Here is a 25,950-nt window from a genome sequence, read left to right on the forward strand (position 1 = left end):
ACCACCTCTCCTGGAATCTAGTTGTCGCGTCAACTATGATGCCATGATCATAGGGCGAAGACCACAGCAAGCAGACAACGAGCGGGAGACATGCGGATCTTCATCGACAAACAGAGCCCCAAGGCCTTCCACGCCCTGCGGCAGACGGCAGAAGCGGTACGGACGGTCGCCGCCGAAGCGGGGCTCGACCGCACCGCTGTGGAACTGATCAACCTCCGCGTGTCGCAGATCAACGGCTGCGCCTACTGCCTCGACATCCACACCAGGGCAGTCCTGCGTGCGGGTGAGTCGGCACAGCGGCTGGGAGTGCTGGCCGCCTGGCGGGACACCGAGGTGTTCTCCGCCACGGAGCGTGCGGCCCTCGCACTGGCCGAGGCCACGACCGACCCCACCGGTTCCGTCGCACAGCAATCCGCCTACGAGGCCGCTCGCCCCGTGCTCACCGATGACCAGATCTCCGCCGCGATCTGGGTGGCGGTCACCATCAACGCGTTCAACCGGGTCTCGATCATGAGCAAGCACCCGGTACGGGCGAATCGAGATGCTCCGGGAGGCACGCAGGGCCCGGAGCAGACGAGCGCGGAGTGAGCGTCGTACGGCCGCAGGAACGCGGGGCGACAGCGGGGCGGGCGCGAGGAGTGCCGCGTTGGTGCCGGTACCGGCACCGGTTCGCGACTCGATCTCGTCGATGATCAGGTGCGGCGCGGCACCATGTGCGACCCGCGCCCCTGGGACACCACCCTTGCCGCCCGCGCACCGTACAGCTGCTGGCCGTCGTCGGCCCCTGGCCCGCAGCCGATCCCTGATCGCTTCCTGACGGCAGCGGAAGCGGTCACTCTTCGGCGGCGCCGGGAAGCGGCCACCGGCGGAACTCCCGCGGGGAGACACCGAATGCGGCCTTGAAGACTCTGCCGAAGTAACTCGGGTCGGTGAAGCCCCAACGGGCCGCCACGGCGTAGGCCGGAAGGTGGGCCAGGCCGGGGTCGGCCAGGTCCTGGCGGGTGCGGTCCAGTCGTCGTCGCCGGATGTGGTCGCCGAGTGTCTCGCCCCGCTGCTGGAACAGGGCGTGCAGGGAGCGGACCGAGATGTGGTGCGCGGCGGCGATCCGGGCGGGCGGGAGTTCCTCGGCCAGGTGCCGGTCGATGTGCTCCAGGACATGCCGGAGCCGGTGCGCGTGAACAGGGGGCATGTGCCGGCCCGCGTGCTCGCGGACGAGGGTCCGGAGGATGCCGGTCACATGCTCGCCCATCTCCCCTTTCGACACCGGTCCGAGGCGATGACCCCGGTCGGCGAGTTCGACGAGCATCGAGGAGAGGATCCGGCCGCCGGGGGAACCGGTGAACCCCTGGGCGACCATCGCGTCGGGGGTGTGCCGCAGGAGCCTGCTCGTGCCGGGGCCGAGTCCCGTCAGGAACCAGCGGTAGTCGTGGCCGAGGTCGAGGCGGAACGGACGCCCGCCGCCGTAGAGGACGAAGTCGCCCGGAGACAGGGCGCATTCGCGGCCGCTCTGTTCGATCGTCACCTCTCCGGCCAGGAGCACCCCCAGAAAGGTGTCGATTCCCTCGGTCGCCACCGACGCGTGCGGAACGACCTGCAAGAACTGAGCGACTGGACCACACGCCGCCCCCACGCTTCCGGTGACCTGGCACTGGGCGCCCTGGTGACGCCGTCCCGGTCCTGCTCGAAGCTCTCCGGCTCGCTCGACGTGGTGTTCCTTGCGGATCGAGCCGAACAGTTCGGCGCAGCGCAGGACTTGGCGGGATCCGTGGGCGGCGATGCCGAGGTGGTGCAGGCGGGGGCCGGCGCCGCCGGTGAAGGCGATGTCGTGGACGGTCTGCTTGCGGTGCATCCAGGCCGCGTACGGCTCGTGCTCGTCGCCCTCGATGGTCTCCGAGCAGCCGAAGCCGAGGGACTGGTTGTGCGCGTACGCGGCCGGGATGTCGGGGGTGCAGATGTCGAAGCGGTCCAGGCGGGCGACCTCGGCGCCGTGGCGCAGGGGGTCGCGCCAGTCAGTTCACCTCGAACTTCGAGGCGTTCTCGGCCAGCCAGGCGTCGAAGCTCTTCAGCGCCGGGTTGATCTCCCGCACCCGGGTCAGATCACGGGCGCCGGTGAACTCGCGGTCGAAGTCGCCGTAGTACTGGAACATGTTGCCGAGCTCGGCGGCCACCGGCATGTCGAGGGTGCGGAAGTAGTCGTAGGGCACTGCCTGGAAGCGCACCGGCTCGCCGAGCGCGGTCTCGAACTTCGCGGCGTACTGCGCACCGGTCAGATGGTCGCCGGCCAGGCCGACCGTCTGGCCGATGAAGCTCTCGCCGCCCTTGAGAATGGCGAAGGCCGTCCGGCCGATGTCCGCCACGTCCACCCCGGCCAGGAGCTTGCCGTCCTCCAGGGGCAGGTTCAGCGCCAGTACGCCGTCCTCGCCGCGCTGGGGGCCGAGGCCCTGCAGGAAGCCCTGGAAGTAGAAGGTCGTGTTCAGGAAGGTGGTCGGTACTCCGGCCTGGCTGAACAGCTCGTTGCCCTCACCCTTGATATCGAAGTGCGGCACGTTGTACTTCTCCTGCAGCACCGGCATACGGCTGTCCTCCAGCGGCAGCAGTACGCGAGTGTCCTCCAGCGTCGACCAGACCACGTGCCGCAGTCCGGTGGCCGCAGCGGCCCGGGCCAGAACCTCGATCTCCGCGAACTCCTGTGCCGCCGAACCGTGCGCCCAGAAGTTGGTGACGAGGAAGGCGCCGTAGGCACCCTCGAACGCCTTGTGCACCGTCGACTCGTCGCCGAAGTCCGCCCGTACGACCTCGGCCCCGAGCGCCGCGAGCTCCCTGGCCGCGGGCGACTCGGGGTCCCGGGTGAGCGCGCGCACCGTGAAGCCCGACTCCGGATCGGCCAGGATCGCTCGAGCGGCCCCGCCACCCTGCGCACCCGTGGCTCCGGCGACTGCGATGACCTTCTTGTTGCTCATGAGGGGGGTCCTTGTCAGAAGAGGCTCGTTGTTGATGCATCAACTACGTTATCGCACACCAGTTGACGCATCAACCCAGAGTCGCCGGATCAAGCCATGATCGTTTCGGTGGGCCGCGAGGTCTTCTGCGGTGAGCTGACCGCTCGGGCCGAGCTGTACGAGGCCGAGAAGATCACCGGCATCCTCACCGGCGAGGACCAGTCGGGCTCCCCGCGCCCCCCGGTGACGCCGCCGCGAAGATCCCACTGCACGTCCCGGAGGACGCCCCGTCCGGACTGACGGTGGCGTGGCCGGATGCGGTCCATTGCGAGCCGTACGTCGGCTTCGTCGAGTACGGCGGCGGGTCCCAGGCCGTGGGCCGCACCATGCTGGCCGTCACGCCGTAACGCCCGGCTACGGCACTGGGCGACCGCCCGTGAACCCCGCACGGTTCCCGGGCGGTTCGTGCTTTCCCGCGCCACCGGCGCGGACTCCGACGACAACGCAGCGGCGGGCGCCGCCCGCAGGCCACCGTTCGTGAAGAGCGCGGACGGGAGACGGGGCCGACCATTGCTGGACGACCATGAAGGGCTGCACCGCAAGTCGGGAAGGGAAACTTCCGAGTGGTGAGCGCTGACAGACCCTTCCGTAGTGAGTGCCCAATGGGTGCCCCTCATGCGGGTGCCGCCTGATCGGCGGGCATGTGCACGAAGGTCGGGTTGCCGGGATCGTCAGTTGGAGGGGCGAGGAGGCGCGCGCTCAGTTCCCAGGCAGTCGGTGGCCGGCCCGGTACACGGCCCGGAGGTCGGTGAGGGCGGAGAGGTCGGCGACGGGTGAGCTGCCGAGGACCAGGACGTCCGCGTCCGCGCCGGGCCGCAGTACCCCCTTGCGGCCGGCCAGGCCCACTGCTTCAGCGCCCTCGGTCGTCGCGGAACGCAACACGTCGAAGGTGGGCATGCCCAGCTCCGCGAGCTGCACCAGCGCGGACGGAAAGACGTCGTGCGGCTTTGACGGCCCGATGCCCGAGTCAGTGCCGACGACGATCCGTGCGCCCGAAGCGATCACCTTGGTGAAGACGCCGATCAGGGCCTCGATGCGGGCGGCAATGGCCGGTGGCGGCGTCGGCGTCCCCGGCGCCTCTCCCAACGTGAGACTGACGAAGATCCGCTGCTTCACGACCCGGTCGAGCAGGTCGTCCCGCAGTCCGGCACCGTCGGGGGTCATGAAGGTGAAGTGCTCGATGGTGTCGAAGCCGGCGTCGATCACATCCCCGATCGTGTCGGCGGCATGGACGTGCGCGGCCGTGGTGAGCCCGAGTCGATGCGCCTCCTCGACGATCAGCCGCAGATCGGCCGAACCGTACTGCTGGTGCAGGGGGTTGGAGCCGGGCGTCATGCTGCCACCGCCGGCCATCACCTTCACCACGTCACATCCACGCTCGGCCCGCTCGCGCACCGCGGCCAGCAGCGCGTCGGATCCCTCGGCCTCGCCGCCGAGGAAGTGGCAGTGGCCGCCAAGGGTGGTGATCGGCGGACCGGAGGCGACGATCTCGGGGCGCTGGGTGGGCGGCACCTGGTCGCGGAGAGCAAGGGCGAGGTAGTCGCGGTCGCCGAGATCCCGGACCGTGGTGACGCCGGTCCGCAGCGCGGCCGCCGCCGCGGTACGGGCGGTGTCGAGGATGGTGCCGGGGTCGTCGTTCGTGACGTGGTCCACGGCGTCCATGCTCGCGTCCCAGCACAGGTGAACGTGCGCGTCCACCAGTCCCGGAAGCAGCCAGGCATCCGCCCCGAAGTCGGTGACCGTGGCGTACTCCGGTGGGGCCGCTCCCGTGAAGTCCACGTCCCGGAGCAGGCCGTTCTCGATCATCACCATGCCGGGCCCTCTGGCCTGGACGCCGTCGAAGACTTGCCCGGCTTTGAGTACCTGAAGTGCGCTCTGCATCATGTGCCCTTGGGGAGTTCGCGGCGGATCATGCCCGAACAACGCCGCCGCGGCAGCAGAAGCGCCCACGACGCGGCCGGGCAGGACGATCAAGAACACGATGATGCATCAACAGTTGATATGTCAATGGCTCGCTGGCCGCCCGCCATGGACAGGCGGCCAACGGGTGAGACGTCAGGGTGGATCCGCCTCCAACCGGCCGAGGATGCCTTCGCAGAGATGAGTGAGCATGTCGAGCTCTTCAGGACCGAGGGGGTCGATGACCAGCCGGCGCACGGCGGCGACGTGCCCGGGCGCGGCACCTTCCATGGCCGCGCGGCCGGCGGCTGTGACGATCACGTGAACCCCGCGTGCGTCCTTGGGACAGTCTTCACGTGTCACCAGACCGCGTTTGTTCATACGGCTGAGATGGTGGGACATGCGACTGCGCTCCCAGTCCACCGCTTGGGCCAGTTCCTGGAAGTGCTGCCTGCCGTGGGGCGCATCGGTAAGGGCCACGAGTACGAGGTAGTCGGCGGTGGACAGGCTCCCCGTGGCCTGCAGCTTGCGCGCCAGCGCGCCGGGGAGTTTCTGGTGTACTCCGATGAAGGCGCGCCAGGCGCGCTGTTCGGACGGGGTGAGCCAGCGTGTTTCCTCTTCCATGCAAACCCACTCTAGACGATGGTTGACACATCATCCAGGGTCGGCGTATTAGTAGACGCGTCGCAACAACATGACACATCAACATCTTGCCTGTTCCACGCAACTGGCGGAGATCCCATGAGCGAGTTCCCGAAGACCGGCCGTGTGGCGTTCGCCTGGGAGATGCCGCTCCTCAGCACCCCCGTCTCCCACGAGACCACCGGAGCGTAACGACAGACCGAGTACCGGGCGGCACCAGCGCCGCCCCGTGCTCGAACGCGAAGACTTTCGCGTATCCCTCCCGGCGCGACTCCGTCGATGGCGCGATGCCAGAGGCTGTCGATCGGAGCGAGGCACCCGTGTCCGCAAGGCAGCAAACCACACGTGTTCAGTCCGTCGATCCCGAAGGGTGCCCCCCATGGCAACCGCCCCCGCCGTGCCTCTCGTTGTCCCTGTCGTCTCTCCGAAACTGATCGCGACGGACCTTGACGGCACGCTGCTGCGCAGCGACGGAACGCTGTCGGACCGTACCCGGGCCGCCCTGGCGGCAGCCGAGCAGGCCGGGATCCGCGTGGTGCTGGTCACGGGCCGCCCGCCGCGCTCCGTACCGGAGTTGCTGGCCACCGTCGGACCGCATTTCGTCATCGCCGCCAACGGCGCGGCCGTCCACACCCCTGACGGAACCCTGGCGCAGGTGTCCCCGATCCGGCCCCTGGCGGCCACCCGCCTCATCTCGCGCGTGCGCCATGCGCTGCCCGGGACCGCTTTCGCCGTCGAGTACGACGGGGGCTTCGGCCACGAACCGGGCTACCCGACCTGGTCGTACGGTGACGAGGACACGGACCCGGTCGGCACCGCCGGGGAACTCCTCACCCGTATCGCGGGCAGGCCGGTACTGAAGATCCTCGCCCACCATCCGACGCTGCCCCTCGACGAGTTCTACGAGCGGGCTCGGCGCACCGCGGGCAGCAGCGCCGAGACCACCTACTCCACCGGACTGTCTCTGGTGGAGTTCAGCGCACCCCTCGTCACCAAGGCCAGCACGCTGCTCGCGTGGAGCGGCCGGCTCGGCGTCGGCAGCCACGAGATCGCCGCCTTCGGCGACATGCCCAACGACCTGCCCATGCTCACCGCGGTGGGTCACTCGTACGCCATGGCCAACGCCCATCCGGACGTCCTGCGGGCCGCACATCATCGCGTGCCCACCAACGACGAGGACGGCGTCGCCCAAGTGCTGGAACGGTTCGTCGAGCCGCTCGTCCGCCGACCGTCCCGGCACATCCCCTCGGTGTGGACCGTCCGGGGCCGCGACGACGGTTCCACCGACTGAGACGACGATCCCACCCACTGAAGGGAACACGAGCATGGCTGAGAACATGGTTGTTCACGGGATCAGGTCCTCGTCCGTCGGGCGCCGGAGTCTTCTGGCCGGGACGGTGGCGGCGGCAGGTGCCGCGATGGCCACCGGGCTGCCCGCCACCGCGCAGGCCGCGACGGCGGCCGTGACCGAGCCCGCCCGCTTCCCCGCGGGGCGGCCGTTGCTGATCCGCGGCGCCACCGTCGTGACGATGGACAGAACGCGCGGGATCCTGCCGGACACCGATGTCCTCGTGGTGGACAAGAGGATCAAGGCCGTGGGCAGGAGACTGGCCGCGCCCCGGGCCGCGGCGGTCATCGAGGCGAAGGGTGCCCTGCTGATCCCCGGCTTCGTCGACACCCACCGCCACATGTGGCAGTCGGCACTGCGCGGCATCGGCGTCGACTGGACATTCGACAACTACTTCGGTGCGATGCAGGCCCTGCTCCCCCGCTTCCGCCCCGAAGACGTCTACGCCGGCAACCACCTCGGCATGGTCGAGGCGGTGGCCGACGGCGTCACCACCGTCGTGGACTGGTCCCACGGGAGCTCCACGCCCGCCCATGCCGACGCCGCCGTCGACGCGCTGACGGCGGTGCCCGGGCGGGCGCGGTGGGCGTACGGCCGGTTCGGCTTCGACACCTCCTGGGTCACCAGCGGCGAGGTCGAGCGCATCCGGGCGGCGCGGTTCAGCAGCGACGACCAACTCGTGACCATGCAACTGGCCCTGGACCTGCCGTCGGACGATCCCTCCCCCGCCGATGCCGCCCTGCGTCACGCCAGGCAGCAGGGCCTGCCCGTCACCATGCACGCCGGAATCTTCGGCTTGAACCCGGACGCACTCATCGCCCACCTGGCGGACAACGGTTTCCTGGGCCCCACCACGACGCTCGTCCACGCCGCCACCCTCACCGACGACTCCTACCGCCGGATCGCCGACAGCGGAGCTTTCCTGTCCTTGTCGGCGGAGAGCGAACTCAACGCGGGGCAGGGCTACCCACCCACGGGCGCGGCCCGCCGCTTCGGCATTCCCATCTCCCTGTCCATGGACACCGTGGTGTGGTGGAGCGGCGACATGTTCTCCGCGATGCGCGCGACCCTCAGCGCCGAACGCGGACTGACCTTCCTGCGGGCCCACGCCCGCGGCGAGCAGGTGACCAGCCACGACCTGCGCGCCGCCGACGTCCTGCACTACGCCACGCTCGGCGGCGCCGAGGCGCTGGGCATGGCCGACCGGATCGGCTCCGTCACCCCGGGCAAGCTCGCCGACCTCGTCCTGCTCCGGCAGGACACGCCGTCCATGACACCGGTGAACCATCCCGTCGGGCACCTGGTGTTCCAGGCGGGGCGCGGGGACATCGACACCGTGATCGTGGGCGGCCGGGTGCTCAAGCACCGCGGTGAGCTGATCGGGCTCGACCTCGCACGCGCGCGACGACTCGCCGAAGCGTCGCGCGACCACATCCGTGGCGCCGTCGGGGAAACAGCCTGGCAGCAGTTCATCGACCCGCCTCGTAGCTGAACCCGTCGGCCGGCCGTCCCCGGCGACAGGGGCGGCTGCCTTCGGACACGTTCGGCAGTGCGGTCTGCCGTGACCGTCAGCGGGCTCCGGAACGGACGACGCGCGAGGGCAAGGGGGAGGAGTCGGCCGCGGGAGCAGACCGCGAGAGGACGATCCGCTGCCCGGCCCCGGCCGGCATCACCGCGGCGGGCGCGGGTCGTTCCAGCTTTCGTCCTCGTGGCACGCCGAGCAGCCCCGCAGCCATGTCTCCCAGGAGTGGCCCGCGCGTTTTCCGACGCTTGCCACCCGCTCGACTCCGTGGGCGGAGCCGTTCTTCGCGGTCAGGGTCAGCAGGCCGAAATAGACGGCCATGGTCACCGCGAGGGCCCCTGAACAGCATCTCCAGCACCGCCGTGCCCTCCCGGTCCGTGGGGGCGGGGGTGTGAGGCGGTGCGCTGTGGCCGCGTCCCACAGCGGCATGACGAGCGTGAGCCGTGGTTCCGGGCCGACAGGTTCGGCGGACGCGACAGTAACCGCCGCTGCTCCGGCGGGCAGGGCGCAGGGCTCCCCGCGCGACGGAAAGGGCATGGCACTCCTCTGCGAACGGCGAGATTGCGAGATTGTCGGAGGGGCATTCGGCCGGCTATGCGGCCGTCTGACGACCGGTCACCGTGCTCGCCGTGTTCTGGCTCCGCCGATGCTGGTGCGTACCGTGATGACGGTCTTGACCTCGGTCGCCCCTCGTACGGTGCCGTTCACGGCGGCCGGGGCATCCTCCAGCGGGATCCGGGTGATCGGCGGCGGGTCCACGTATCCGGTGACGACGGCTTCCGCGAGACGGTCGAGGAGGCTGACCGAGGCCGACAGCACGAAGTTGGTCTCGGTGACACCCACGGCCTCGAGTGCGCCCACATCGGCCACGAACCTCGTCGTGACCGCCGAGCCGCCCGGGCGGACGAGTTTGGCCAGCGAGGTGAAACGGTCCGTGTCGCTCACGAGGTCGATCAGCGCGTCGATGCCGTCGGGGTGCGCCTGCTGCACCGCTTCCGGCAGGGAGACCACCGTGGGGTCGATGAGTTCGGCGGCGCCGTAGCGGCGCATCCGTTCGGCGGCGGTGCCCGGCGCGACGGCGATCACGTGCGCGCCCGCCCTGACCGCGAACTGGGTCGCCATGGAGCCGACTCCGCCCCGGGCGCCCACGATCAGGACCGTCCTGCCCTGCAGCGGTGCGAGCGTGGCCGTCACGCCGAGAGCGGTCATGCCGATCGTCGGCAGTGCCGCGGCCACGTCGAGATCCATGGCGTCCGGGACCCGCGTGATCGGCGCGTCCTCGTCGACGGCGACGTACTCCGCGTACGTTCCCGTCGACCCGATCGGAGGGATCATCAGCTGCCCGAAGACCACGTCCCCGGGAGCGAACCGGGTCGTGCCCTCGCCGACGGTCTCGACGACGCCGGCGCCGTCGGTGCCCAGCACCATCGGGAAGGTGCCGGGGTAGATGATGCGCCAGTCACCGCGCGCGAGCCTGCGGTCGACGGGGTTGACGGCCGCTGTCCGCAGCCTGATCAGCACCTGGCGGGGTCCCGGCCGTGGGGTGGGCACCTCGCCCAGGACCGGCGTCTGTCTGTAGCCGTTCACGATCACCGCGCGCATGACTCTCCTCGCGGACGGGTGGGGCCGTCCTCGCGGCAGAGTCTCGTCCCGGCAGCAGGACACTCGTATCAGCCAGTGCACAGTCCTGATGGCCAGTCATGATCAAGCGACCGCCACCGGGTGCCTCCGGCCGGCAGGCGCGCGGCCGGTATCAGATGCGGATCAACCGACCCAGGACGCTGGTTCCCGTCAGTTCCCGTCAGTTCCCGTCGTCCGGCAGTACGGCGTCGAGCTGACCGCGTGCGCTGATGCCGAGCTTCAAGAAGACCTTGCGCAGGTGGTACTGGACCGTACGCGCGCTGATGAACAACCGCGCACCGATCTCCGCGTTCGACAGGCCCGCACGGGCGAGTCGGGTGATCTGGGCCTCCTGCGGCGTGAGTTCCTTCCTGCTGTCGTCGGTGCGTTTGCGAGCGGTGGCCCCGGTGGCGAGCAACTCGCGTCGTGCCCGGTTGGCATAGGCATCGGCGCCCATCGCCGCCAGCATGTCGTGGGCGGTGGACAGTTGCTCCCGCGCATCGGCCCGCCGCTTCTCCCGGCGCAGCCACTCGCCGTACAGGAGGTGCGCCCGGGCGAGTTCCACCCGAATGCGGGTACGGCCGAGGAGCTCGATCGACTCCTGGTAGAACCCCTCGGCGTCACTCCCCTGGGCGAGGAAGGCACGCAGCCGGGCCTCGATCCCGCGCGACCAGTCCGTCGGCGCCGTACGCGTGCGCTCGGACAGCCATTCCAGTACGTGGTCGACGGTCCCTCGGTCACCGGTGCGGGCCGCCGCCTCCGCCAGCTCGGGCACGACGAACGGTCCCAGTCCGCACGGGTCTTGTTCGAACACCTTCCGGGCGGCGACGAGCGCCTCACCGTGGCGGCCGAGGCCGTTGTGGAGGATCGCGTTCATACAGCCCACGAACGGCATGACGGCCCCGTTTCCCTGATCAGGCACCGCCCGCCGGCTCACCTCGGCCAGTTCCCGCACCCGCGTCTCCTGCCCGCGCCACGCCATCAGCATCATCTCGGGAAACGGGAAGTACGGGTTGCCCGTCGCCTCGGTGAGAATGCAGTACTCCGCGATCACCTCCCGCGCGCTCGCGAACTCTCCGGCGAGAACCTGCCCAAGGCCCAGGACGTTCAGTGCGACCCGCAACTGCCCCAGCGCACCCGTCCCGCGAGCGACCCGATCCTGAAGCGTGGCGATCGTGAACGACGCCTCCGCGTCCCACAGTTCCATGGCGAGGACGACCGCGGCTCTGCCGCTCACGAGCCGGCGGCCCGCGTCGCCGTCCGGCCCGCTGATCATGCGCAGTGCCTCGGCGAGCATCGGCCCCGCCACCGCGTACCCTTTCGTGGCCCGTGCCAGCCAGGCGTCGAGCAACACGTCGACCGCGCGCGGCGGTTCGGGAGCGGCAGGCGCGTTGCGCGCGGCTTCGACCACCGCGGAGAAGCTGTTCGCGCCGTCCAGAGCGTCGCCCATCACGGCCGACACCAGCGCCTCCAGGTAGATCTCGCGCGTCAGGGCGGGATCGAACGGTTCCCTGAGCCGGGCCGCGCCGAGAAGGATCCGAGCCGCCTCGGGCATGCGTTGCTGCTCCAGCGCGATCCGGCCGCGCAGGTGTTCCGCCTGGGCCGTGCGCAGGGCGTCCGCCGGACCCGCCTCGGCCACCTCCAACAGCCTCAGCGCGTCGAGGGGGGCGTCGGCGTCGAGTTTGGCGCAGGCTGCCGTGAGCATGCGCTGCGCGCGGCGCGCGGGATCCGGTGTCAGGATCGCGGCGTGTTCGAGGAACGCCGCCGTCGCCGTGAGGCCTCCGCGGGCCAGTGCGCGGTCGGCGGAGCCTTCGAGTTCCTCGGCGACGTCCTCGTCGGGCCCCGTCGCGGCCAGGGCGCGATGCCAGGCGCGGCGGTCGGGATCCTGCTGGGGATCGGTGGCTTCCGCCAGTGCGCGGTGTGCGTCCCGGATCTCCTGCGGTGAGGAGGAGCTGGTCAGCGCCGAGCGGACCAGCGGGTGCCGGAACCGTACATGGGGGCTGACCTCGATCAGGCCGGTCTCCAGCGCCGCGGTCATGGTCTCGCACGGGACGCCGAGCAGCGCGGACGCCCGGCTCAGCACCGTCAGATCGCCGACGGGGTCGACGGCCGCGAGGAGCAGCAGGCGCCGGAGCTCGGCCGGGAGCGGGTCGATCCGGCGCCGGAAGCTCTCCTCGATCTTCTTCGACAGGGGCCTGGCACCGCCCTGTATCCCCAGACCGCCGGCGATCTCCGCCGGCGACATCCCGTGCAGCAGCTCCAGCAGGGCCAGCGGATTGCCGCGGGTCTCGTTGATGACCTGGTCGCGGATCCGTTCGTCCAGCGGGCCGGTACCCACCGAGTCGAGGAGTGCACGGGCGTCCTCGTCCTTCAGCCCCTCGACGACGAGTTGGGGCAGATCCGCGAGGTCCCGGCTCGGCCGACGGGTGGCGAAGACGAGCCCGACCGACTCCCTCTCCAGACGGCGGGCGACGAACGCGAGCACCTGTGCCGAGGCCCGATCGAGCCATTGCTCGTCGTCGATGACGCAGATCAGCGGCTGTTCCTCGGCGACGTCGGCAAGCAGGCCCAGGACGGCCAGGCCTCCGAAGAAGCGATTCGGCGCCTTCCCCGGGCTGATACCGAAGAACGTGCGCAGAGCGTCGCGCTGCGGAGCCGGCAGGCGATCCAGCCGGTCCAGCGTGGGCGCCAGCAGCTGGTGCAGCGCGGCGAACGGCAGATCCATCTCCGCCTGTACACCGGTGGCGCGCACGACGCGAACACCCGATGTCTCGTCGACCAGCCAGTCCAGAAGCGCCGTCTTGCCGACACCCGGCTCACCGCTGACGACGAGCGCCCGGCTCTCCCCCGCGCGAACGGCGTCCACGAGGGCGCCGAGGGCCTCGCGCTCATGGCGCCGGCCTATCAGCCGTGTACAACTGCCGCCCGCAACCGGACGGAAGTCCCCTGACCATGTTGACCGGGCGTCTCCCATGCGGCCCAAGAATACCTTGGGTAAGGGCAAGTGCCGGATGTCCCTCCATCGCTCATGACCAGGGAGAACGTGTCCAGGACAGGCGCCATAGATCCGACCTGTTGCGGCGTCAGGAAACCCGAGCCGGACGTGAGCAGGCATGGGCGGGCCGGTGTCGGGGCGGTCCAACGGCCTGAAGGCCGACTGGATCGCTGACCAGCCCTTTCACGGAAGCCCTTCCGTCTGACGGAAGCCGCCTTGCCGAGCCACCGCACGCGCCAGGACCCTGAGTCCAACACGGCACGCGGGGCGACGGCGCCTCGCCGACAGGGACGGGAACCCCATGCCTCACACCACCGCCTTCGCCAGGAACCAGTGGTACGTCGCCGCCTACAGTCACGAGGTGGGGCGGGAGCTGCTCGGCCGGACGATCCTCGGTGAGCCGCTCGTCTTCTATCGCACCGAGGGCGAGGGCACGCCGATCGCCCTGCACGACCGCTGTGTGCACCGTCGTTTCCCGCTCTCCGCGAGCGGCCTCGACGGCGACCGGATCGTGTGCGGGTACCACGGCTTCACGTACGACACGACGGGTACGTGTGTGTACGTGCCCGGGCAGAAACGCGTGCCGCGCACGGCCCGTGTCGCCTCCTACCCGGTGGTCGAGCAGGACGCCCTGATCTGGGTGTGGATCGGCGACCCCGCCCTCGCCGACCCGGACACCATCCCGCGGGCCAAGCACCTCGACTCCCCCGGCTGGACCACCGTCAAGGGCATGGAGCCGATCGACGCCGACTACGGGCTGCTCGTCGACAACCTTCTCGACCTCTCCCACGAGACGTATCTGCACGGCGGCTACATCGGCACCCCCGAGGTCGCCGAGACGCCGATCACCACGGAGGTCGACGAGGGCGCCGGCATCGTACGGGTGAGCCGGCACATGGACGACGCCGAGTGCCCGCCGTTCTACGCCAAGTCGACGGGCATCGAGGGGCGGATCACGCGCTGGCAGGACATCGAGTACCACGCGCCGTGCCTGTATCTGCTGCACAGCCGGATCGCACCGGTGGGTGTCCTGCCCGAGGCCGACGGCAGTGACCCGAACGGTTTCCACACCGAGATCACGTACGCCATCACGCCGTCGGCCGACGGCAAGGTGTACGACTTCTGGATGGTCTCGCGGGACTGGGCGACCGAGGACGAGGAGGTCACGGAGTTCCTCAAGGGCAACAACCACACGGTCGTCATGCAGGACGTCGACGCGCTCAACCTGCTCCAGAAGACGCTGGGTTCGGAGCGGTCCGGGTACCAGGAGCTGAGCATCAACATCGACACCGGTGGTCTCGCCGCCCGCCGTATCCTCGCCCGGCTGGTCGAGGAGGGCGACAAGCCCGTGGAGAAGGTCCTGTGAGCAGCCCGACGGGCGAGATCTACCGCATCGCCTGGCTGCCGGGCACGGACGTCCTGCACGGCACCTGTCACTGCGGCCGCGAGCACAGCTCCCAGGACCCCATCGAGATGTGGGAGTGGATGCTCTCCCACCCGCAGGGACACGAACCCCAGGGCGATCAGGCGCAAGGAAACAGCTCATGAGCGTGTACGAAGCCGAACTCGTCGTCGAGCGGCGGGAGTCGGCCGCCGACGGTGTGCTCGCGCTCACCCTGCGGCACCCGCTGGGCGACGAACTGCCGGCCTGGGAGCCGGGCGCCCACATCGACGTCGTGCTCGGGCCGGAGCTGGAGCGCCAGTACTCGCTGTGCGGCGACCCGGCCGACCGGTCGGCGTGGCGGATCGCGGTGCTGCGTGAGCCGGACGGGCGTGGCGGATCGGCGTACGTGCACGGCCAGTTGGGGCTGGGCGACAAGGTGCGGGTGCGCGGGCCCCGGAACCACTTCGCCCTCAAGCCGGCTCCCCGCTACCGCTTCGTCGCGGGCGGGATCGGCATCACCCCGATCCTGCCGATGCTCGCCGCCGCCGAGACCGCGGGCGCCGAGTGGACGCTGCTGTACGGCGGGCGCACTCGCAACTCCATGGCGTTCACCGAGGAGTTGGGGCGGTACGGGGACAAGGTCACGTTCGCTCCGCAGGACGAGACCGGGCTCCTGGACCTCGACTCGGAGGTCGGGCGACTGCCGGAGGGCACCCTCGTCTACTGCTGCGGGCCGGGGGCGCTTCTGGACGCGGTGGAGGCGGTCTGCCCGGGCGGTGCGCTGCACGTCGAGCGGTTCGCGCCGAAGGACCGACAGGGCGGTGAGGACAGCGAGTTCGAGGTCGTCCTGCAGCGCAGCGGCCGTACGCTGACCGTGCCCGTGGATGTGTCCGTGCTGGACACCGTGCGCGGCGCCGGGGTCGAGGTGCTCTTCTCCTGCACGGAGGGCACCTGTGGCACCTGTGAGACCGACGTGCTCGAAGGCACCCCGGACCACCGGGACTCGGTGCTCTCGGACGAGGAGCGGGAGGCGGGCGAGACGATGCTCATCTGCGTGTCCCGGTGCCGTGGCCCGCGGCTCGTCCTCGACCTGTAGCAGCCATCCTGTAGTCACCCCGTAGCCACCGTCCAGCCGCCCCGGTCCCGCACCGGGGCGGCTACTGTGCACGGAAAGGCCTTGACCTTGCTTCACCCGGGGCTTTACGTTCCCGCAGAGAACGACTGAGCACGTCTGTGCTGTCTGCGGACAACTCCCCACCATTCTCCACCACTTGGCACAACCTGTCGGAGCACCAGGATCGGTCCCACAGGAGGAGTCTTGCGTCGTCTGTTCACCGGCCTCACGGCCGCCACGCTTCTGATCACCGCGACGGCGTGCGGGTCGTCGGAGGGTTCCGGTTCGCCGGGCGGCACCGCGTCGTCCGGCGGCACCACCACACTCAAGGTCGGCATCATCCCCATCGTCGACGTCGCGCCCCTCTACCTCGGCCAGCAGAAGGGCTTCTTCAGCGAGCGTGGGATCAAGCTGTCCCTGACCCTCGCGCAGGGCGGCGCGGCGATCGTGCCGGGTGTCGTCAGCGGGCAGTTCCAGTTCGGCTTCAGCAACGTGACGTCGCTGATGATCGCCCAGTCCAACAACGTGCCCGTGAAGGCCGTCGTCAACGGCATCGCGTCGACGGGCGTGGCGGGCAAGGATTTCAGCGCGATCACCGTGAAGAAGGACAGCCCCATCAAGTCGGCGAAGGACCTTGAGGGCAAGAAGGTCGCCGTCAACACCCTGAAGAACATCAACGAGACCTCGGTGCGCGAGGCGGTGCGCCAGGCGGGCGGCGACCCGGACAAGGTGACGTTCGTCGAGCTCGCCTTCGACCAGATGCCCGCCGCCCTCGACGGCGGGCAGATCGACGCCGCCCAGGTGGTCGAGCCCGCCCTCGCGACCGTCAAGAGCCAGGGCGGCCGCGAGATCGGCTGGCCGCTGGTGGACGTCGCGCCGGACTGCACCGTCGCGATGTACTTCACCTCGTCCCAGTACGCCCAGCAGAACCCGGAGTTGGTGAAGAAGTTCCAGGAGGCGACCGCCGAGTCCCTCGCGTACGCCGACGCCCACCCGGACGAGGCCCGCCAGGCCATCACGACGTACACCAAGATCCCGGCGGACGTGCTGGCGAAGGTGACCCTCCCGAAGTGGCCGGCCGAGGCGAACCGTGCCTCGATCGAGGCGCTGATGAAGCTCGGCGAGGAGGACGGGCTCTTCAAGCAGACCCCGGACCTGGACAAGCTGCTGCCGTGAGGGGGACGAACGCCCTCCTCGGCGTTGCCGGGCTCGCGGCCTTCCTCGCCCTCGGGGAGGCGGTGCCGCGGCTCGGTCTCGTCAAGGAGGCGTACTTCCCGCCCGTCGGCCGGATCGCCGGCGCCCTCGGCGACGAGCTGTCCGACGGCGCGTTCTGGACGGCGCTCGGCGACACGCTCACCGGCTGGGCGCTGGGGCTGGCCGTCGCGGTGGGCGCCGGCATCGTCGTCGGGGTCGTCATCTCCGTCGTGCCGTATCTGCGCGAGGCCACGGCGTCGACGATCGAGTTCCTGCGCCCGATCCCGTCGGTCGCGCTGATCCCGCTGGCCGTCCTCCTCTACGGCAGCGAACTGCGCTCGGTCCTGCTCCTGGTCGTCTACGCCTCCTTCTGGCAGGTGCTCGTCCAAGTCCTCTACGGCATCCAGGACTTGGACCCGGTCGCCGACGAGACGGCCCGCTCGTACGGGCTCGGCACCTGGGCGCGGATCCGGTATGTGCTGTGGCCCACCGCCCTGCCGTACGTCATGACCGGGGTCCGCCTGGCCGCGGCCGTCGCGCTGATCCTCACGGTGACGGCCGAACTGGTCATCGGCGCCCCGGGGTTGGGCGCGCGTATCGCCGTCGCCCAGAACTCGCAGGCGGTGCCGGAGATGTACGCGCTCATCGTGGTCACCGGGCTGCTCGGGCTGGTCATCAACGTGGGCGCCCGTACGGTGGAGCGGCGGGCGCTGGCCTGGCACCAGTCGGTGCGCGGGGAGGTGATGGTGTGAGGCGGTTCCTGCTCCGGCTGTTCTTCGTGGTCGCCCTGCCCTTCGTGCTCTTCGGGCTCTGGTGGCTCGCGTCGGACGACAACACGAACCCCTTCTGGCCACCCCTGCGGACCATCCTCACGACCTTCCCGGACGTCTGGACCTCCGAACGGCTGCGCGCCGACGTGCTGCCCAGCGTGCTGCGGCTGGCCGCCGGGTATGCGATCGCGGCAGTGGCGGGCGTGGCCCTCGGCACGGTCATCGGCTCGTACCCACGAGTGCGGGCCCTGTGCGAACCGGTGCTGGAGTTCCTGCGGGCGATACCGGCGCCCGTGCTGATCCCGGTCATCATGCTGTTCGCGGGCATCGACGACACCATGAAGATCACGGTGATCGCGAGCGGCTGTGTCTGGCCGATCCTCCTCAACACCGTCGAGGGCGTGCGCGCGGTCGACCCGGTGATGGCCGAAACGGCACGTTCGTACGGCATCACGGGCACCGCCCGGCTGCGCAACGTGGTGCTGCGCTCGGCGAGCCCGCAGATCTTCGCGGGGCTGCGCCAGGCGCTGTCCATCGCCATCATCCTCATGGTCATCAGTGAGATGTTCGCCGCCAGCAACGGGCTCGGTTTCACCATCGTGCAGTTCCAACGCGGCTTCGCCATACCGGACATGTGGACCGGGATCCTCGTCCTGGGCCTGCTCGGCTTCGTCCTCTCCGTCGTCTTCCAGCTGGTCGAGCGGCGCGTGCTCGGCTGGTACCACGGCCTGCGCGCCTCGGCCCGGCGGTCGCAATGAGCCTCTCGAACGTGAAAGGGCGGTCCATGGGCGCGCTTCTCGATGTATCCGGACTCAAAAAGGTCTACGAGGGTTCCGGGCGCCGGGTCGAGGCGGTGCGGGACCTCACCTTCACCGTCGAGGCGGGCGAACTCGTGTGTCTCGTCGGGCCGTCGGGCTGCGGCAAGACGACGCTGCTGAAGTGCATGGGTGGGCTGCTGGCGCCGACGGCGGGCCAAGTGACCCTCTCCGGGCGGCCGGTGAACGGTCCGCCGCCCGGGATGGCGTTCGTCTTCCAGGAGTACGGCCGCAGTCTGTTCCCCTGGATGCGGGTCGGCGACAACGTCGAACTGCCGCTCAGGCAGAAGGACTTGACCAAGGCCAGGCGCCGCGAACTGGTCGAGGACGCGCTGCACTCGGTCGGGCTCGCGGACGCCGCCGGGGCATACCCCTGGCAGCTGTCCGGCGGTATGCAGCAGCGGGTCGCGATCGCCCGCGCCCTCGCCTACGAGCCGGACGTGCTGCTGATGGACGAACCGTTCGCGGCCGTCGACGCCCAGACGCGGGCCGACCTGGAGGACCTCGTACGGGGCCTGTGGCGGGAGCGCGGGATCACGATCCTGTTCGTGACGCACGACATCGACGAGGCCGTGTACCTGGGCGAGCGGGTGATCGTCCTGTCCGCGTCCCCGACCGTCGTACGGGAGCAGCTGAAGATCGATCTCCCTGACGAGCGCGACCAGTTGCACACCAGGGTCGCCCCGCGCTTCGCCGAGCTGCGCACACATGTGTACGAGCAGATCCAGCGGGCCAAGCGTGGAACGTCCGGCCCGTCGGACGGGGTCGAGGACCGGACCGACAGGATCTGAGCCGGTGACGGGGCGGTGGCCCCGGCGCCGTCGGCGACCTGAACGCCGGCGGATCCGGGGCCAGGTCCCGTCTCACGCCTCCGGGTCCGGCACCACGCTCAGGTGGCTCGCCGAGCGCCGCGGGCGGCGTGGTCTGCGCACGGCGTCCGCCGGGCGCCGCGTCTCGCGGAGCACCAGCGTCAGCCTCGTATAGCCCAGGTTCTCAAGGGACTTGGTGGTCTCGCCCACGACGCGGCACTCGGTGGCGCCCCAGCGTGGGTCGGGGTGCAGCAGCGGGCGTACGGCCCCGTCGTGCTGGACGGCCTCCGTGCCGACGGCCCGGATCCAGTGCGGCAGGCCCTGCCGGTAGGCGGCCTCCATGATCGGGTCCTGGGCGATGTCCCGGCGGATGGACTGGAGGCCGCGGTCCTGGGCGTCCCGTTCCACCGCGGCGGCGAAGTGGGCGAGCATCGGCAGGCACCAGCTCGACTCGTGATCGCCGAGGACGGTGCCCGCGTCCGGGTGGAAGAGGACGAAGCGGAGGAAGTTGTCGCCGGGCATGGCCGTGGGATGCGGGCCGACCGCCCGGAAAAGTGTCTCGAACGCGGCGTTGGAGAGGACCACGTCCCAGCGGTGGTCGAGGACGACGGAGGGAAAGGGAACGGCCTCCAGGAGCGTGGCGTAGTCCCGCAGATACGCCTGGGCCTCGGGACTCTCGGGGACGGGCCGCGGCGCCGGCCGCTGCCCTCCTGCCTGAAATGCCATCGGGAGGTCACCCCTCTTGCCCTATGCGGCCTTCTCGCGGCGCCTTGATCCTGCTGCCCCGTCATGAGCCGTGTCAACTATCGTGGCATTTCATGCCCGTTGACGGCTGAATCTGGCCACAGATGTGGCGAGAGCTGGATGTGAGTTCGAACAACCCGCTAGTCTCTCCGGGCAGTTCACGGCAATTGACGATGAAGACCGAAGACGTAGAAGACCTAGGAGACCTGTCGGTGACGGATGGCTTCGAGGTTCCGGGCGCCACGGCGACGGTTCTGCTGCCGGCCGTCGTGGCCCGCGTCACCGTGCTCGCGGACCGGATCGGCGTGGCGCACGCAGAGGTCTTCCACACCGGACGCCTGTCCGCCGCGTCGGGCGTCCCGGAGAGCGTCGTCAAGGCCCTGCTGAGCGGACAGAGCGCCGGCGAGCCCGACCTTCAGGCCCGGTTCCTCCAGCGTCTCGGCCTGCTGCGCCGCACCCGGCTCAAGCCGAACGGCCGTAAGTACACACAGCAGGAGATCGCCGACGGCGCCGGCATGTCGCGCCAGCAGGCGGGCGCCCTCATCAACGGCGACCGGCGGCCCACGATGGAACACTGCGACGCCATCCAGCGCTTCTTCAGAGTGCATGCCGGATTCCTCACCGCGGCGGATCCCGAGGCGCTCGCGGGCGCCCTGCAGCGCTCCGAGCAGGAGCTCCTCCAGCAGCTCGCCGACCGTGAGCGCGAGGCGGCGGCAGCCGCCTACGACCCGCTGGAACGGCTGTTGCAGGACCATGGCGTCCGCGGAATCGCCTGGCGGGCCGCGCAGCTGCCCTCCGACCAGCACCGCGACAAGGTCGCCGAGTGGCTGGACATGCTTCTGGAGAGCGTCAAGCGGCCGGAGTCGTGACCCAAGGGATGACTGTGAGCATCGGCAAGGAAATGCGCCGCCTGTGCGGCGAGTTGGTGGCGGAGCTGACACTCCCGGTACCGGCGGAGCCCGCCGACCTCTATGCCGCGCTGTGTGACGCCATGAGCAGACGCCGCGGCCGTCCCGTCCTGTTCCGCGCGGCGCCCTTCCCACCCGGCACGGCCAGCGGGCTGTGGCTCGACATGTCCGACCAGGACCTCATCGTGGTCGAGGAACGCACCGCGCCCGATCACCAGTTGGTCATCCTGGGCCACGAGCTGTGGCACATGCAGGCCGGACACTGCGGTCACCATGTCGACGGCGCCGCGGTCGCCGCCCGGCTGCTCAGCGACACCGCGGACCTGCGGGCGACGGTCCGGAAGGTGGCCGCCCGTACCCGGTCCGACCTCGCGGACGAGCAGGAGGCCGAGAGCTTCGGCCTGCTGCTGGCCAGCAAGTGCCGTACGTGGCTTGCCGGTTCGGCGCAGCGCAGGCCCGCGCGGCGCGACCAGCTCGCCGGCCGGATCGAGGCCTCCCTCGGCTACCGCGGGCCGCAGCGCTGAAGCGGCGCGCGGCGTGAACGACTCCAGCTACTACGTGCCGTGCCTCGCGATGGTGATCGTCCTCGTCCTCAAGGGCCGGACGGTACTGCTCGCCTGGCGCGACCCACTGCTGCGGTCGGTGTACGCGCTGCTTCTGCTGTCCGTGCTGGTGTTCCTCTTCGCGGCCCCACCGACCATCGACTGGGTCAACCGTGTCACCGGCGTCCCGAACATCTCGGCACCGGTCGTGTACTGCCTGCTGAGCGCCTTCAGCGCCTCCTGCCTGGTCCTGATCATCAACTGGCGCGGCGGCCCGCCCGAGGCCAGCAGGCGCGCCTCCCGCCGCTGGATCGCCGGGTACGCCGTGGTGATCGTGGCGACGGCCGCCCTGTTCGCCCTCGGGAACACGCCCGAGCAGCGCCTGCGCGACTTCGACACCTACTACGCCGACACACCGTTCATCCGCGAGATGATCGTGCTGTACCTCGTCGCGCTCACGGTCGCGAACATCGCGATGAACATGATGTGCTGGCCCTGGGCTCTCCAGGTGCACGGCTGGCTGCGTGTCGGACTGCTCGTCATCGTGGCCGGCTTCTTCTGCAACATCGCCTTCGCGGCGACCAAGCTGACGGCCGTCGTCGCCCGCTGGAACGGCGGCGACCTCGACTATCTGAGCACGTACGTCGCCCCCGCCCTGGCAGCCGCCGCGGAGGTCGTCACCGCGGCCGGCTTCTGCATCCCGCTCGCCTTCCAGCGCGTCGGAGACGTGTGGAACACCTGGTCGACGTACCGCCGCCTCAGCCCGCTGTGGCGGGAGCTGCGCCCCCTGTCGGGCCACGGCGACCGTGCGGTGCGCATCGCCTGGTGGTCACCGGCCGAACTCCAGGTCACCCAGCGCGAGTCCGACATCCACGACGGCATGCTCAGCCTGTACCCGTACTTCGACCCGGCCCTACGAACACGGGCCTACACCGCCGCCCTCGCCACGGGCTCCTCCCCCGCCGGCGCCCGCGCGGAGGCCGACGCGGCCATGGTGACAGCGGCACTGCGGGCCCGCGCGGCGGACCCGGACGGCAGGGTCATCACCGCGGCGACGACAACCGCCGACCCCACCTCGCCGACCGAGGGCCCCCGCGACCTGGTCGGCATGTCCATCGCCCTGCGCAGATCACCGGTGGTGGCGGAGATACGGGAGAAGACAGGCTAGGGGCGCCCCTTCAAGTACGGCACGCGGGGCGCGCCCCTGTAGGGGCGCGGGGAACTGCGCGACCAGCCACAACGGACCCGCACCCGAAAAACTACGTCGCACTACGCTCACTCGCCTCCCTCAACTCCCGTTCCACCGCCTGGCTGTAAGCACTGTCAGCCTCCCCGACCGCGCCGGCAGGCCTCCCCTCCCGCAACAGCTCCCGCCAGTGCTCCCGACTCCAGTCCGCCGGCGCGCTACCCCCGGTGAACTCCTCGACAAGCGAAACGAACCGCGCCGGATCACTGTGGAACGGAAAATGCCCCGCCCCCTCGAAGATCTCCAGCCGGCTCCCTGGCATCGCCTCGTGCGCCCCGTACGCGTGCCGCACCGGCACCACACTGTCCCGGTCGCCCCACAGCAGCATCGTCGGCATGCCCTCGGTGAGATAGCAGCGGTCGAGCATCGTCACGACCTGCCCCCGCCAGTCGACCACCGCACGCAGCGTACGGATGAACGCGTTCCTCGACGTCTCGTCGGGCAGCGCGTCGACGAGAGTGAGCAACTCGGGTGCGTCCTGCCCCAGATCGGTGTCCAGGAGCTTCATCAACCGCACCACGAGCCCCACTTGGAGCCGCATCCCCGGCAACCGCAGCGCGGACAGCGCGAGATGGGCACCGGGCACCGAGACGGCCCGCAGGACCGGGTTGACCTCGCGGCCCACACCGCCCGCGCTGACCAGGATGAGCCGCTCGGTACGCTCCGGGAACTGGTAGGCGAACTGCATGGCCACCCCACCACCGAGGGAGTGTCCGACGAGCGTCGCGGACTCGATGCCGAGGGTGGTGAGCAGATCCCGCACACCGTTCGCGTAGGCGGCCACCGAGTAGTCGGCGCGCGGCTTGTCGGAGGCGCCGTGGCCGAGCAGGTCGGGGGCGATCACGGTGTGGCTGCGGGCGAGGTCGGGGATCAGCTCGGCCCAGGTCGCCGAGGAGTCCCCGATACCGTGGATCAGGACGAGCGCGGGGCCCTCGCCCGCCATCCGGAAGGCGCGGCGGTACCCGTGTACGACGCGGTACCGCAGCTCCAGTTCGTCGTCGCCGACCGGACGCAGCCGTACGGCGCGTGCCGGACCGTGACGCGGGACGTCCATCACGCCACTCGCCTCCCCGCTTGCCCTTGCGCTGAACCCACTGAACTCCTTGCTGAAAACACTTTCCCCCAGCGTAGAACCCCATTCTCACAAGGCGTTTCGAGGAGGTTTCGCGTCCGCTAAGCGAGCGAACCGAAGCGGAACGAAGCCGCGTTGTCAGTGGGGGGCGGCAAGCTGGGAGACGCAGAGATGACGCCGCCGTGGGGAGAGCCGACCGATGCCGACCGCCGTACTGACCGACCGTGAGCGCACCGCCGTACAGGCCTACTTGCGGCTGCTGCACACCGTGCGCGCCGCTTTCGACGTACCACCGGAGGGCCACCGGCCGGCCGTCGTCCCGCCCGCCGTCCTCGCGGAGGCGGAGCAGGCCCTGTCGGAGGCGGGGCTGGCGGGCAACGAGGAGAAGTTCTTCCGGCTGCTCAGGCAGGCTGGTGCGGCACGCTGACCGCCGTCGCCAGCAGCCCGCGCCGTACGGTCCAGCGCCCGTCGAAGCAGCCGAGTTCCCGGCCGTCGACAACAGGTCCCGGCACCAGGAGCCGGGCCCGGAAGGTGCCGTGCGGCTGCGGGCCTGGGGCTGCCGTGAACTCGATGTCGGCCTCGCTGAAGTCCAGCCACTTGCCGGTGAGGGGGAACCACGCCTTGTAGACCGACTCCTTGGCACTGAACAGCAGCCGGTCCCAGTGCACGGGGTCACCGTGCGCGCCGGGGGCGTGTGCCGACAGCGCGCGCAGATGCGCCTCCTCCGTGGGCAGAGCCACGGAGCCGAGGACGCCTTCGGGGAGTGGCTGGTGGGGTTCGGCGTCGATGCCGACCGAGGCGAGGTCCGTTTCGCGGACCAGCGCGGCGGCGCAGTAGCCCTCGCAGTGGGTCATGCTGCCGACCAGGCCGGCCGGCCACTGCGGGGCGCCCCGCAGGCCCGGCAGCACGGGCTGCGGCGGCACGCCGAGCTTCTCCATGGCACGGCGGGCACACGCGCGTACGACGGTGAACTCGCGCACCCGCTTGGGCACCGCCCGGGCTACGAGCGCCTGCTCCTCGGGGTAGAGCGTCGCGCCCCCGGGCCCGTCGGCCCCGTACACACCGCCGGCCGTCTCGTCACCGTGTGCTTCCACGGCCACCACCGTGGCCGGAAGCAGCTCCTCGATCACCGGATCCGACCTCCATCGGCAGTATGCGGCGCAGCCTTCCCGGGTCTCCCGGGCGCTTCTTCCACTCGCGGGGGTAGCCCACCGACACCTCTTCGAAGCGGACACCCTCGTGCCAGGTGGTCCGAGGGATGTGCAGATGACCGTAGACCATGGTCTCGACGCGGAACCGGCGGTGCCAGTCGGCGGTCAGGGTGGTGCCGCACCACATGGCGAACTCGGGGTGCCAGAGCACGTCGGTCGGATGCCGGTCGAGCGGATAGTGGTTGACGAGCACCGTCGGCAGGTCCTCGGGCAGCTCCGCGAGCCGCCGCTCGGTCTCGGCCACCCGCGCCCGGCACCAGGCCTCACGGCTCGGATACGGGTCGGGGTGCAGGACGTACTCGTCGGTGCAGACGATGCCGGTGCTCTGCGCGTACGCCAGCCCCTCCTCCTTGGTCGCACAGCCCTGCGGCAGGAAGGAGTAGTCGTAGAGCAGGAACAGCGGTGCGACGGCCACGGGACCGCCGGGGCCCTCCCACACGGGGTACGGGTCCTCGGGCGTCGTCACTCCCAGCTCGCGGCAGAGGGCGACCAGGTGTTCGTAGCGGGCTACTCCACGCAGAGTGACGGGGTCCTTGGGGTGGGTCCACAGTTCGTGGTTGCCCGGCGCCCAGATGACCTTCCGGAACCGGCCGGCGAGGGTTTCGAGGACCCAGCGGATGTCGGCCACGCTCTCCGAGACGTCACCGGCGACCAGAAGCCAGTCGTCGTCCGTTCCGGGGCGCATCCGCTCGACCAGGGCGCGGTTCTCCGGGTAGCCGATGTGTAGATCGCTGATCGCCAGCAGCTGTCCGGCACCGCCGGCCGTCGTCTCCACTCCAGCCCCTTCCGCAACCGAGTCTCCGCCGAACTCCGCCCCAGCGGGCGCACGTTCGGACCCACAAGAACACATCCCCGGCGGCCGGACAAGTACGGCTCCGGGGCCCCGACCGGCCCGGTCGACGCGCCCCCGCGAGCGCGGCCGAAGATCACTACCGCGACCACGCGTGGTGTGCAAGGCAACACACGGGGTGCCGTCGACAAACCCGTAACACGCGCGTAGCAGAATCAGGGTCCGCGGAGCCTTATGATCGCCTCAACACTTCCGCCACAAATCCGGATTCGCACCCGGCGGCTTGTCGTGTTCCCAACTCTCCCCTGGCCGGGCTCGGCCTTGCT

The 25,950-nt window shown here is 70.2% G+C and carries 26 protein-coding genes; 15 read left to right on the forward strand and 11 right to left on the reverse strand.

What is annotated here, in order from left to right:
* Nucleotides 1–90 precede the first annotated feature (90 nt).
* A complete protein-coding gene (locus ACH4TV_RS33335) occupies nucleotides 91–588 on the forward strand; it encodes a carboxymuconolactone decarboxylase family protein (protein ID WP_398404739.1) in 498 nt (165 codons plus the stop codon).
* Between the two features lie 244 nt (nucleotides 589–832).
* Here ACH4TV_RS33335 and ACH4TV_RS33340 read toward each other — a convergent pair whose 3' ends face one another.
* Entirely contained in the window at nucleotides 833–1,849 is a 1,017-nt protein-coding gene (locus tag ACH4TV_RS33340; RefSeq protein ID WP_398404740.1) for a helix-turn-helix domain-containing protein, read from the reverse strand.
* A gap of 160 nt (nucleotides 1,850–2,009) precedes the next feature.
* Nucleotides 2,010–2,960 carry an NmrA/HSCARG family protein gene (locus tag ACH4TV_RS33345; protein WP_398404742.1) on the reverse strand — a complete coding sequence of 317 codons (951 nt, stop codon included), beginning with the start codon at nucleotides 2,958–2,960 and terminating at the stop codon, nucleotides 2,010–2,012.
* Between the two features lie 96 nt (nucleotides 2,961–3,056).
* Here ACH4TV_RS33345 and ACH4TV_RS33350 point away from each other — a divergent pair, with 96 nt between their 5' ends.
* Entirely contained in the window at nucleotides 3,057–3,239 is a 183-nt protein-coding gene (locus ACH4TV_RS33350; protein WP_398404744.1) for a hypothetical protein, read from the forward strand.
* A 459-nt stretch (nucleotides 3,240–3,698) separates the two neighbouring features.
* Here the strand turns inward: ACH4TV_RS33350 and ACH4TV_RS33355 are convergent, their stop codons facing one another.
* Both ACH4TV_RS33355 and ACH4TV_RS33360 read right to left on the reverse strand, forming a co-directional pair.
* Nucleotides 3,699–4,973, reverse strand: a complete 1,275-nt coding sequence (locus tag ACH4TV_RS33355) for an amidohydrolase family protein (RefSeq protein ID WP_398404746.1) — start codon at nucleotides 4,971–4,973, stop codon at nucleotides 3,699–3,701.
* A gap of 81 nt (nucleotides 4,974–5,054) precedes the next feature.
* Nucleotides 5,055–5,522, reverse strand: coding sequence for a MarR family winged helix-turn-helix transcriptional regulator (locus ACH4TV_RS33360; protein WP_398404747.1), 468 nt, complete (start codon nucleotides 5,520–5,522; stop codon nucleotides 5,055–5,057).
* A gap of 397 nt (nucleotides 5,523–5,919) precedes the next feature.
* On the opposite strand from ACH4TV_RS33360, the gene ACH4TV_RS33365 reads away from it, so the two are divergent.
* Together ACH4TV_RS33365 and ACH4TV_RS33370 are read left to right on the forward strand one after the other, a co-directional pair.
* A complete protein-coding gene (locus ACH4TV_RS33365) occupies nucleotides 5,920–6,831 on the forward strand; it encodes an HAD family hydrolase (protein ID WP_398404749.1) in 912 nt (303 codons plus the stop codon).
* A 34-nt stretch (nucleotides 6,832–6,865) separates the two neighbouring features.
* Complete coding sequence (locus ACH4TV_RS33370; protein WP_398404751.1) at nucleotides 6,866–8,380, forward strand: amidohydrolase family protein; 1,515 nt, start codon at nucleotides 6,866–6,868, stop codon at nucleotides 8,378–8,380.
* A gap of 177 nt (nucleotides 8,381–8,557) precedes the next feature.
* On the opposite strand, the gene ACH4TV_RS33375 is transcribed toward ACH4TV_RS33370, so the two are convergent.
* The 3 genes from ACH4TV_RS33375 to ACH4TV_RS33385 form a co-directional block, all read right to left on the reverse strand.
* Nucleotides 8,558–8,737, reverse strand: coding sequence for a hypothetical protein (locus ACH4TV_RS33375; RefSeq protein ID WP_398404753.1), 180 nt, complete (start codon nucleotides 8,735–8,737; stop codon nucleotides 8,558–8,560).
* Between the two features lie 288 nt (nucleotides 8,738–9,025).
* Nucleotides 9,026–10,012, reverse strand: a complete 987-nt coding sequence (locus ACH4TV_RS33380) for an NADP-dependent oxidoreductase (RefSeq protein ID WP_398404755.1) — start codon at nucleotides 10,010–10,012, stop codon at nucleotides 9,026–9,028.
* Nucleotides 10,013–10,211: 199 nt separating this feature from the next.
* Complete coding sequence (locus ACH4TV_RS33385; RefSeq protein WP_398404757.1) at nucleotides 10,212–13,004, reverse strand: AAA family ATPase; 2,793 nt, start codon at nucleotides 13,002–13,004, stop codon at nucleotides 10,212–10,214.
* Between the two features lie 322 nt (nucleotides 13,005–13,326).
* Between ACH4TV_RS33385 and ACH4TV_RS33390 the strand changes: the two genes are divergently transcribed.
* From ACH4TV_RS33390 to ACH4TV_RS33420, 7 genes are all read left to right on the forward strand, one after another.
* On the forward strand, nucleotides 13,327–14,391 hold the full coding sequence (locus ACH4TV_RS33390) for a Rieske 2Fe-2S domain-containing protein (RefSeq protein WP_398404759.1): 1,065 nt from the start codon (nucleotides 13,327–13,329) through the stop codon (nucleotides 14,389–14,391).
* Nucleotides 14,388–14,573, forward strand: coding sequence for a hypothetical protein (locus ACH4TV_RS33395; protein WP_398404761.1), 186 nt, complete (start codon nucleotides 14,388–14,390; stop codon nucleotides 14,571–14,573). Before ACH4TV_RS33390 ends, ACH4TV_RS33395 begins: the two co-directional genes overlap by 4 nt.
* Nucleotides 14,570–15,505 carry a PDR/VanB family oxidoreductase gene (locus tag ACH4TV_RS33400; protein WP_398404763.1) on the forward strand — a complete coding sequence of 312 codons (936 nt, stop codon included), beginning with the start codon at nucleotides 14,570–14,572 and terminating at the stop codon, nucleotides 15,503–15,505. The genes ACH4TV_RS33395 and ACH4TV_RS33400 overlap by 4 nt, the downstream gene beginning before the upstream one ends.
* A 222-nt stretch (nucleotides 15,506–15,727) precedes the next feature.
* Nucleotides 15,728–16,699, forward strand: a complete 972-nt coding sequence (locus ACH4TV_RS33405; RefSeq protein WP_398404765.1) for an ABC transporter substrate-binding protein — start codon at nucleotides 15,728–15,730, stop codon at nucleotides 16,697–16,699.
* Nucleotides 16,696–17,469, forward strand: a complete 774-nt coding sequence (locus ACH4TV_RS33410) for an ABC transporter permease (RefSeq protein ID WP_398404767.1) — start codon at nucleotides 16,696–16,698, stop codon at nucleotides 17,467–17,469. Before ACH4TV_RS33405 ends, ACH4TV_RS33410 begins: the two co-directional genes overlap by 4 nt.
* A complete protein-coding gene (locus ACH4TV_RS33415; protein ID WP_398404769.1) occupies nucleotides 17,466–18,245 on the forward strand; it encodes an ABC transporter permease in 780 nt (259 codons plus the stop codon). Before ACH4TV_RS33410 ends, ACH4TV_RS33415 begins: the two co-directional genes overlap by 4 nt.
* Before the next feature lie 26 nt (nucleotides 18,246–18,271).
* Complete coding sequence (locus ACH4TV_RS33420) at nucleotides 18,272–19,093, forward strand: ABC transporter ATP-binding protein (RefSeq protein ID WP_398404771.1); 822 nt, start codon at nucleotides 18,272–18,274, stop codon at nucleotides 19,091–19,093.
* 72 nt (nucleotides 19,094–19,165) lie between these two features.
* Here the strand turns inward: ACH4TV_RS33420 and ACH4TV_RS33425 are convergent, their stop codons facing one another.
* On the reverse strand, nucleotides 19,166–19,837 hold the full coding sequence (locus ACH4TV_RS33425) for a hypothetical protein (RefSeq protein ID WP_398404773.1): 672 nt from the start codon (nucleotides 19,835–19,837) through the stop codon (nucleotides 19,166–19,168).
* 230 nt (nucleotides 19,838–20,067) lie between these two features.
* On the opposite strand from ACH4TV_RS33425, the gene ACH4TV_RS33430 reads away from it, so the two are divergent.
* Genes ACH4TV_RS33430 through ACH4TV_RS33440 form a run of 3 tightly spaced genes read left to right on the forward strand, consistent with a single transcriptional unit; the run spans nucleotide 20,068 to nucleotide 22,473 of the window.
* Nucleotides 20,068–20,724: a helix-turn-helix domain-containing protein gene (locus ACH4TV_RS33430; RefSeq protein WP_398405139.1), complete on the forward strand. Its 657-nt coding sequence runs from the start codon at nucleotides 20,068–20,070 to the stop codon at nucleotides 20,722–20,724.
* 32 nt (nucleotides 20,725–20,756) lie between these two features.
* Entirely contained in the window at nucleotides 20,757–21,287 is a 531-nt protein-coding gene (locus tag ACH4TV_RS33435) for a toxin-antitoxin system, toxin component (protein WP_398405141.1), read from the forward strand.
* A 13-nt stretch (nucleotides 21,288–21,300) separates the two neighbouring features.
* Nucleotides 21,301–22,473 carry an MAB_1171c family putative transporter gene (locus ACH4TV_RS33440; RefSeq protein ID WP_398404775.1) on the forward strand — a complete coding sequence of 391 codons (1,173 nt, stop codon included), beginning with the start codon at nucleotides 21,301–21,303 and terminating at the stop codon, nucleotides 22,471–22,473.
* Between the two features lie 91 nt (nucleotides 22,474–22,564).
* Here ACH4TV_RS33440 and ACH4TV_RS33445 read toward each other — a convergent pair whose 3' ends face one another.
* Nucleotides 22,565–23,608, reverse strand: coding sequence for an alpha/beta fold hydrolase (locus tag ACH4TV_RS33445; RefSeq protein WP_398404777.1), 1,044 nt, complete (start codon nucleotides 23,606–23,608; stop codon nucleotides 22,565–22,567).
* A 214-nt stretch (nucleotides 23,609–23,822) separates the two neighbouring features.
* Here ACH4TV_RS33445 and ACH4TV_RS33450 point away from each other — a divergent pair, with 214 nt between their 5' ends.
* Nucleotides 23,823–24,050 (forward strand): hypothetical protein, encoded by a 228-nt coding sequence (locus ACH4TV_RS33450; protein WP_398404779.1) that lies wholly within the window; start codon nucleotides 23,823–23,825, stop codon nucleotides 24,048–24,050.
* On the opposite strand, the gene ACH4TV_RS33455 is transcribed toward ACH4TV_RS33450, so the two are convergent.
* Nucleotides 24,025–24,753 carry a 4'-phosphopantetheinyl transferase gene (locus tag ACH4TV_RS33455; RefSeq protein WP_398404781.1) on the reverse strand — a complete coding sequence of 243 codons (729 nt, stop codon included), beginning with the start codon at nucleotides 24,751–24,753 and terminating at the stop codon, nucleotides 24,025–24,027. The genes ACH4TV_RS33450 and ACH4TV_RS33455 overlap by 26 nt on opposite strands.
* Nucleotides 24,701–25,609 (reverse strand): metallophosphoesterase family protein, encoded by a 909-nt coding sequence (locus ACH4TV_RS33460; RefSeq protein ID WP_398404783.1) that lies wholly within the window; start codon nucleotides 25,607–25,609, stop codon nucleotides 24,701–24,703. Before ACH4TV_RS33460 ends, ACH4TV_RS33455 begins: the two co-directional genes overlap by 53 nt.
* Nucleotides 25,610–25,950: the final 341 nt, after the last annotated feature.

It is taken from the genome of Streptomyces sp. NPDC020898, from assembly GCF_044333925.1.
Taxonomy (GTDB): Bacteria; Actinomycetota; Actinomycetes; order Streptomycetales; family Streptomycetaceae; genus Streptomyces.

Bases quoted from the DNA above. Each gene is read 5' to 3' on its own strand.
- ACH4TV_RS33435 (WP_398405141.1), top strand. From the start codon at position 20,757: ATGCGCCGCCTGTGCGGCGAGTTGGTGGCGGAGCTGACACTCCCGGTA.
- ACH4TV_RS33400 (WP_398404763.1), top strand. From the start codon at position 14,570: ATGAGCGTGTACGAAGCCGAACTCGTCGTCGAGCGGCGGGAGTCGGCC.
- ACH4TV_RS33340 (WP_398404740.1), bottom strand. From the start codon at position 1,849: ATGCACCGCAAGCAGACCGTCCACGACATCGCCTTCACCGGCGGCGCC.
- ACH4TV_RS33450 (WP_398404779.1), top strand. From the start codon at position 23,823: ATGCCGACCGCCGTACTGACCGACCGTGAGCGCACCGCCGTACAGGCC.
- ACH4TV_RS33360 (WP_398404747.1), bottom strand. From the start codon at position 5,522: ATGGAAGAGGAAACACGCTGGCTCACCCCGTCCGAACAGCGCGCCTGG.
- ACH4TV_RS33350 (WP_398404744.1), top strand. From the start codon at position 3,057: ATGATCGTTTCGGTGGGCCGCGAGGTCTTCTGCGGTGAGCTGACCGCT.
- ACH4TV_RS33425 (WP_398404773.1), bottom strand. From the start codon at position 19,837: ATGGCATTTCAGGCAGGAGGGCAGCGGCCGGCGCCGCGGCCCGTCCCC.
- ACH4TV_RS33370 (WP_398404751.1), top strand. From the start codon at position 6,866: ATGGCTGAGAACATGGTTGTTCACGGGATCAGGTCCTCGTCCGTCGGG.
- ACH4TV_RS33420 (WP_398404771.1), top strand. From the start codon at position 18,272: ATGGGCGCGCTTCTCGATGTATCCGGACTCAAAAAGGTCTACGAGGGT.
- ACH4TV_RS33385 (WP_398404757.1), bottom strand. From the start codon at position 13,004: ATGGGAGACGCCCGGTCAACATGGTCAGGGGACTTCCGTCCGGTTGCG.
- ACH4TV_RS33345 (WP_398404742.1), bottom strand. From the start codon at position 2,960: ATGAGCAACAAGAAGGTCATCGCAGTCGCCGGAGCCACGGGTGCGCAG.
- ACH4TV_RS33390 (WP_398404759.1), top strand. From the start codon at position 13,327: ATGCCTCACACCACCGCCTTCGCCAGGAACCAGTGGTACGTCGCCGCC.
- ACH4TV_RS33365 (WP_398404749.1), top strand. From the start codon at position 5,920: ATGGCAACCGCCCCCGCCGTGCCTCTCGTTGTCCCTGTCGTCTCTCCG.
- ACH4TV_RS33380 (WP_398404755.1), bottom strand. From the start codon at position 10,012: ATGCGCGCGGTGATCGTGAACGGCTACAGACAGACGCCGGTCCTGGGC.
- ACH4TV_RS33335 (WP_398404739.1), top strand. From the start codon at position 91: ATGCGGATCTTCATCGACAAACAGAGCCCCAAGGCCTTCCACGCCCTG.